The following is a 7,162-nucleotide window of genomic DNA, read 5'->3' on the forward strand; positions in this document are numbered from 1 at the left end:
CCAATAGGATAGAGCAGTGGATTGGGATTTAGGTAAGTGAACTCATTCAAGTTACTCACGGAATCTCCATCAAAGTCATCGCTGGATCCGGTTTTCTGAGCATTTGTCAGAGCTGCGTTGTAAGCTGTACCGAGGAGCTCAGACTCAAATTTGTTCACTTCGAAGCCGTCCCACATCCCATCGCCGTCCGTGTCGGGGTCCGCTGGATCGAGGTAGGCCAGCGGTGCGGTGACTGGTTCGTTTATGTAGTCGAACTCGAACAGGTTCGTCAGGCCGTCGCCGTCGAAGTCGTTGTCGGGGCCTGTGGCAGTCGCGTTTTCTGCGGTCGCATCTAGTGCGACACCCGGTAGCGTCGATTCGAAATAGGTGATCTCGTAGCCATCCCACATCCCGTCGTCGTCCGTGTCGGGGTTCTTGGGGTCCAGGAGGCCATTGATATAGAGCAGCGGGTCGGGATTTTGGTAGGTGAACTCGGCGAGATTGATGATTGTGTCGCCATCGAAGTCATCCGATGCGCCCGTTTTGGCTGCATTTGTTGCCGCGGCGTCGACGGCGGCTCCCTCGAGCTCGCTCTCGAATTGGTTTACTTCGAAGCCATCCCACATCCCGTCGGCATCTGTGTCTGGATCTGTTGGGTCTAGGTAGGCCAGTGGAGCGGTGGCAGGAGAGTTGATGTAGTCGAACTCGAACAGGTTAGTCAGGCCGTCACCATCGAAGTCGTCAGACGGACCAGTGGAGGTAGCGTCATTGAGTGTCGGATCGAGCCCACTTAAACCGTATGCTCTCTCGAAGCCGTCCCACATCCCATCGCCGTCTGTGTCGGGGTTGTGTGGATTTAGATAGATGTTCAGTGGGCCACTGGGGAATATTGAGTATTCAAACTCCTGCAAATTTGTGAGGGTATCGTCGTCGATGTCATTGGCACTGGCTAGCTCTGGGTAGAGGATACCGGGATCTAAAGGAGCTAGATCGAAGGCATGTTCGTAAGGGTCCCACATGCCATCGCTGTCGGTATCTTTAAGGCGTGGATCAGTTACTTGATCGTATTCCTCAAGACTATTCATGCCGTCGAGATCATGATCTGCGAGGGGGTCGGTGACGCCGAGGGCTTCCAGCCAATCTGGCAGTCCATCGGCGTCAGAATCGACAAATTGGTCTGCTCCCAAGTCTTTGGCTGCGACGGGTCGGATCTCCCCGTCGAAATCGCTGTATGCGGATCCAAAGATTTTTTTGGCAAGTCCGAGGTTGGTGCTTATCAACTCATATGTTTCCAAAGCGGAGGAGGCACCGATATAGGCGCTCTCAGAGGTAAGGTGGTAGAAAAACGCCAGTGGCTCAGGCGTATCGCTGGACACCAGGGTATGAGCATCTTTGGAAATAGTCTCCGGAACGTTTCCAAAGATACGGCTATTGATTACTTCGACGTTTTCTGGGTAACCGCCGAAAATCGATCCCTGGGCTAAATGTTCGTGAAAGAGCGAATTGAAAACGATGAGTCGGGAGTTAGCAGCAACACTGATCACCGGTTCACTCGAGGACAGTCGGTTATCGAGTGTCGTGATATGATTGAGTAACAAATTTCCGGAATCTACAGAAAGGCCGGCACCATCGCTCGAGATCTGACTCCCAGTGATAACGGAAGAGTCTATCTGGGCCCAGAGGTCCTCGCTGGTCCAAAAAACCTCTCGATCTCCTATCAAAACGGGCTCGAAGACTGTAGACTCGAGTCGGACCCTGAGGCCAAAGTCTTGAGCTGTGTTATCAGCATGGACGACTAGACCCCGATAGACTCCGGGTGAGTCGATCAATCTAGATTCGCCATCGGAAGCCGCCATATACTCGGTCCACTCGCCCGGAGCATACTCGTTAAATTCCAATATAAACTCTGCTTGAGTCCCAACCACGGGGTCATGCCCCTCTCCTGGTAATCGTTCGATGATTGCGTAGGGCGTAACCGTGCTTGCAGCGATGGAATCCGAAGCTTGGACCTGAAAATAGGAAGATGCGCTGCCAGCCTGAAGCACGCGGTTAGCGGTTCGGCTAGGCAGAGGCAGAGCATCCGGACCGTAGCCACTGTATGCGACATCACCGACTGTTGGGAAATCTGTTGGATCTGAAATGTCGGTGTTAAATATCCGCTCAATGAGGTTTGGGAACCCATCGTAGTCGATATCGGCATATCCGTCGTCTAGGAGTGGGTCGAGGCCGTGTTGTAATTCGAGGCCGTCTTCGATGAAATCGGCATCCGAATCGAATGAGTGGGGATCCATGCCTTGGGCAATTTCGACGGAGTCGTATACGCCGTCAAAGTCGCTGTCTGGATATGACGGATGGAGGCCCTGTGACAAGCGAGCCGCCTGTTCGGCCAGGGTGAAGTATTGCTCGGTGAGGTCTTCCAACTCATCTGGGATATTGTTGCTGTTAGCATCGTCCAGAGAATCGACTCCGACGTATCCCGAGGCAGGTAATCCAGTTCCATAGTCTCTGGTGAGATACTTTGTGGGGGCGGCTATCGAACTTAGGTCTATGGTTGCATCTGCAAAATAAGCACCCCACCCAATGCTGACATCAGTAGGGGTCATTCCACTCGGTACTGCTCCCAAAATTTCCTGATAAACGAGCGATCCGTTACTGCTAGAGTTTCCAATAAGAATTTCACTGTATTCTGGAGATTCGACATAGACGTTCGTCATTTCGACACGGCCCGAAAGCAGTGAATTAGAAGCATCTTGGACCAATGTTCGATTATTGATCAGCGATACGTGCTCGAGGTAGAGCAAGCCATTGCTAGAAACTGCCCTACCTTGCCGGGTTAGTGTATCTGTAAACAGTGAGTTCGTAATGACGCCTTGCTTATCAAAGCGGCTTCTGGAAAACACTTCGCCGCCATAGAATCGAGGATGTGCCTCGTCCACTGGAAAAAAATTCATCGCACGCGACGCGCCCTTCACTGTGATGCCGTCGACAAAGAAGCTCTCAGAGGCTTGCAGGCCGGTTACACGTTGGAATGATGCATCAAGAATAACAGATGATGCGCCCAGCCCTGTTTTGGCGCGTAAAAGGATAGTTTTATTCTGCCCAAAGCGGATACCGCTTTCAACGTATCGACCTGCTGGAACATTGATGATCGTAAATGCGTTTTCTTCAGCTTCAGAAATGGCTGAATGGATCGAAGATGTTACTTCGATGATTTGGCGCGTATTATCGCGGACAGAGCTCTCTGGCGTATGCGTTGTATCGTTTGAGGCTGCACCGTAGGCCCATTCGAAGAGGTTCGGGAAGCCATCGAGATCGGCGTCCAAGAAGGCATCGTCGTTAAAGGGATCCAGTGCGTCGCGGATTTCATAACCGTCGGGCATGCCGTCGCCGTCGGTATCCCAGGCGAGTGGATCTGTGCCAGCCGCGACTTCTATGTCATCACGGCCAGTATCTGAATCGGTGTCTGCGCTGAGGGGGTTGGTGGCATAAGTGGTGTATTCATCGATATTCGATAAGGTATCAGCGTCCCCATCTCCAAGCGCTTCTACGATCCCCAAGTCTTCGATCCAGTCCGGCAAGGCGTCAGAGTCCACATCGCCAAAGCTGTCGAATCCAAGGTCTGGGTTTGTAGCAAAGCGCTCTGCATCGGCATCAAAGGCGGTGCGGTAATCTAAGAGACCTGCTCCGATCGCTGGTGATGCTGATGTCAGTGAATAGCGGTATCCAAGCAAAGGATCATCGGTGATAGCTGTGCCTGTAAATGTGTTTGAATTAGCTTCCCGAATGATGGAATTGAGCACAAGAAGTTCTCCCGGCTCGGAATCAATTTCGGTTACTGAGGCGGCATTCCAGATAATGCTGTTTTCCAGGCGGACTTGTTGGCCTTTAGGATGCACTTTGATCGCGGCTACCCCATCCAGCGCATTATTTCCAGCGATCGTAACGTGGCGTAACAGCAAGCTTGAATTAATGACTTCAATCGCCGCAACATCGACCCCAGGGCCAGCGGCAATATCTGTAATTAGTGAGGAACGTATCGATGGAGTCTTTTGATAGCCCTCCGTGTAGAACAGAGAACGGCCAGCGAGATAGAATTCTGGATCGTCGACAGTAGAAAAGCTCAGCCCCGGAACGCCCACGTTTGAGCGCCCACCGCCGATTTCGAATCCGATAAAGTGGGATTCACCCTGGATGACAGCTTGAGTCGTATTGGGTTGTGAACTCTTAAGTTTTGTCACTCGTGCGCCGCCCGAGGATACCACTTGTATCTTGAGGAGAGCCGGAATGGTAATTTCTTCGGCGTATTCGCCTGGGTTCACAATTACGATGTCATAGGCTTCAGCGGCATCGATTGCCGCTTGTAGAGAATCGCCGGGATTTATGGTAAAGACTTGGGCAATCGAGTCCGGTCGCGGTGCCGATACTATTGGAGACTGAGAAGCATTGTTCGGACGCGTATCGTGAAAGTATTCGTAAACATTGAGGACGTTATCTAGGTCAAAGTCCTCATAGGCATCATTGACCAAAGGATTCAACTGATAAGTATACTCCCAACTGTCGGTCATGAGGTCGCCGTCTGTGTCGTCAGATAGTGGGTCCAGGGAAAGTGAGAATTCCAGCCCGTCGTCCAAGCCGTCGCCGTCGGTATCAGTACGCCGTGGATCCGTCTGGTTTTCGTATTCGAAGAGGTTAGGCAGCCCGTCATCGTCGTTGCTTGCGAGAGGATCAGTGACACCGAGATTTTCGAGCCAATCTGGCAAGCCGTCGCCATCGGTATCGATGAACTCGTCAGCACCAGCATCCGGCGAGTCATCGCGTGTATCGAGATCCATGTCGCTCTTCACCTCTGAAACGCCTGCCAGGCCTACGGCTAGGCTGTTCTGGCGCAGATGCAAATCAAAGGCAAAACCTGGATCGCCGACGATATTGGAAACGCCAGAAGTGAACGAAGCAGCTTCATTGAAGAGAGAATTCAACGCTGTGATATTAGCACTCGGGTCTACTGCGTATTCGGATCGGTAAGATGGGTTATGAATGATCGAATTGCGTATGATGAGGTCTCCATCGCCCTCTACTTTAAAGGCACTTCCATTAGCCCAATAGGAATGATTGAAGGCAACCGTGGCATGATCGAGGAGTATCGATCCCCCTTTGACACAGATTGCTGCACCGCCCTGGGCTGCGAAGTTTTCAGTAATGATCGCATTGTATAGCCGAGCGGGATGAGTAGCACTAGGTTCCGAATCCACAACAATAGCTTGCCCCGTTTGGTGAGAATAAGCCCGAGAAAATGTGAATCCATCGACAATCGAACGCCCTGATATCGTCAATAATGGGGCATCTAACGAATCGCCTTCAAAGGATGTCTTCCGAGCGCCATGATGGGCTAGAAGAAGGAGACGCTTATCAGCCGGTAATAAGATAGACTCGTTGTAGCTCCCGCGATCTACCCGAATGATATCGAACGATTCGGCGGCTTCGACGAGATTTTGGAGGCTGGTTGATTCGCTATCTTCGACAGTGTAACGGACCGCCGTTTTCGAGGGAAAATCTGGGGAGACTCTAATTTGGGGACGGGAATTATCACGATTGGCGCGAGAAGCGTGATAATACTCAAAAATGTTCGGGTAGCGGTCGCCGTCTTTGTCTAGATCTGAGTCATCGGTAAGTGGGTCGAGTTCATTTTCATACTCCCAACCGTCGGGCATGAGGTCGCTATCTGAGTCGCCATCGCAGGGATCCGTGAGCAGTGTAATTAATTCGAACCCGTCATTGAGGGTGTCTCCATCTGAGTCTTCATTGAGTGGATCGGTGCAGAGTTCGATATATTCCTGGTAATCACTGAGCCCATCATTATCTGTATCGACGTCGTTGGGTTTCGTGCCGCTCTGCAATACCTCGACGCCATCTAGAAGGCCGTCGTCGTCAGTGTCGGGATCGAGGGGATCGGAATTGGGCTCACTATCGTCATCTAATCCATCGTCGTCGGTATCCGCATCGTTTGGGTCCGTTCCCATGACGATGTATTCGATGTAATCATCTAAAGAATCAGCATCGCTATGCGGATTACAGGGGTCTGTATTTGAAGTACTGATCTCGAATCCATCTTTCAAGCGATCCCCATCGGTATCTCTATTATTGGGGTCCGTGCATAATTCTATGTATTCGACGTAGTCGGAAAGCCCGTCGTTATCGGTGTCGGCTTTACGGGGATTGGTCAGGCTTTGCAGGATCTCTACGCCGTCTGATAATCCGTCCTCATCCCTATCTGAGTTAAGCGGATCAGGATCCCGGGAATCACCATCTAAAAGTCCGTCCCCATCCGTATCTGCATCACATGGATCAGTTCCGCGGAGATATTCGTCATAATTACTGAGGCCGTCGCCATCTGAGTCCTGATTGGCGTCGCGGACCAACGCGTTCAGACATGGATGGCTGTTTTCATAGACATCGGGCATGCGGTCGCCGTCGGTATCTATTCGGTTTGCTGGGATGTTGGTGAGGACAGCATGGATCTGAGGGGGGCTGAGCAGGCAGATCAGGAGGCCGAGTGTTCGCGCCGCTGTCTTCTTGGTCTGTGGTGTAAATCTCTTGATGGAAGCCATGTTAATTTGCCGCTAACATTGTTTTTAATTTTTGACTCACGAGGGGGTGCAGCGGGGATCTGGGATCTAAGGCGATCTCTTGGGAAAGCTCAGGATGGGTGCTGTCTAGCCAGGAGAGGAGGGCGAGCTGGATGCTTGGCGATTTGTGCTGTGCGAGTGTGCTCAGGATGGTCGGGGCGTAGTCTGCGTTGCCCCACTCTTTTAGGAATGCGATCGCCGCGAGCTGCTCGCTTGGATGGGCTCCACTCGGTTTAGCTAATGCGCTTTCTGAGGCAGTGATCCAATTTTGTAGGGTGTCCTTGCTTGGGGTGATTGTCTGAGAGATGTGGTTGGCTCCGATGAGGGCTGCGGCGCGCAGTTGCGGATCGGGGTTATCGAGTAGTTCGCGGGTAAAGCTGCTGGTTTGTGCGGCGATGGTGGCGGCGGCTTCGGGCTGTTCACGGTAGGCAGTCTCGCCGACTACGTAGAAGAACTGGCTTCCGTATTCGCGGGATAAGGGGTCGAGATCGGAATTAGTCGCGATATCTTTGACAGCACCCCAGAGTTCAGAGCGCTCTCCGTATTCGAACCATTGGCCC

The 7,162-nt window shown here is 52.1% G+C and carries 2 protein-coding genes; both read right to left on the bottom strand.

The genetic code is table 11. The annotated features are described in order from the left end of the window. Positions 1-6,584: hypothetical protein (locus HRU10_14610; protein ID NRA28464.1), on the bottom strand; the 6,584-nt coding region annotated here is incomplete at its 3' end. 1 nt (position 6,585) lies between these two features. Next, the coding region (locus tag HRU10_14615; GenBank protein ID NRA28465.1) for a hypothetical protein at positions 6,586-7,162 on the bottom strand (577 nt) is incomplete at its 5' end.

It is taken from the genome of Opitutales bacterium (assembly GCA_013215165.1).
Classification (GTDB): Bacteria; Verrucomicrobiota; Verrucomicrobiia; order Opitutales; family JABSRG01; genus JABSRG01.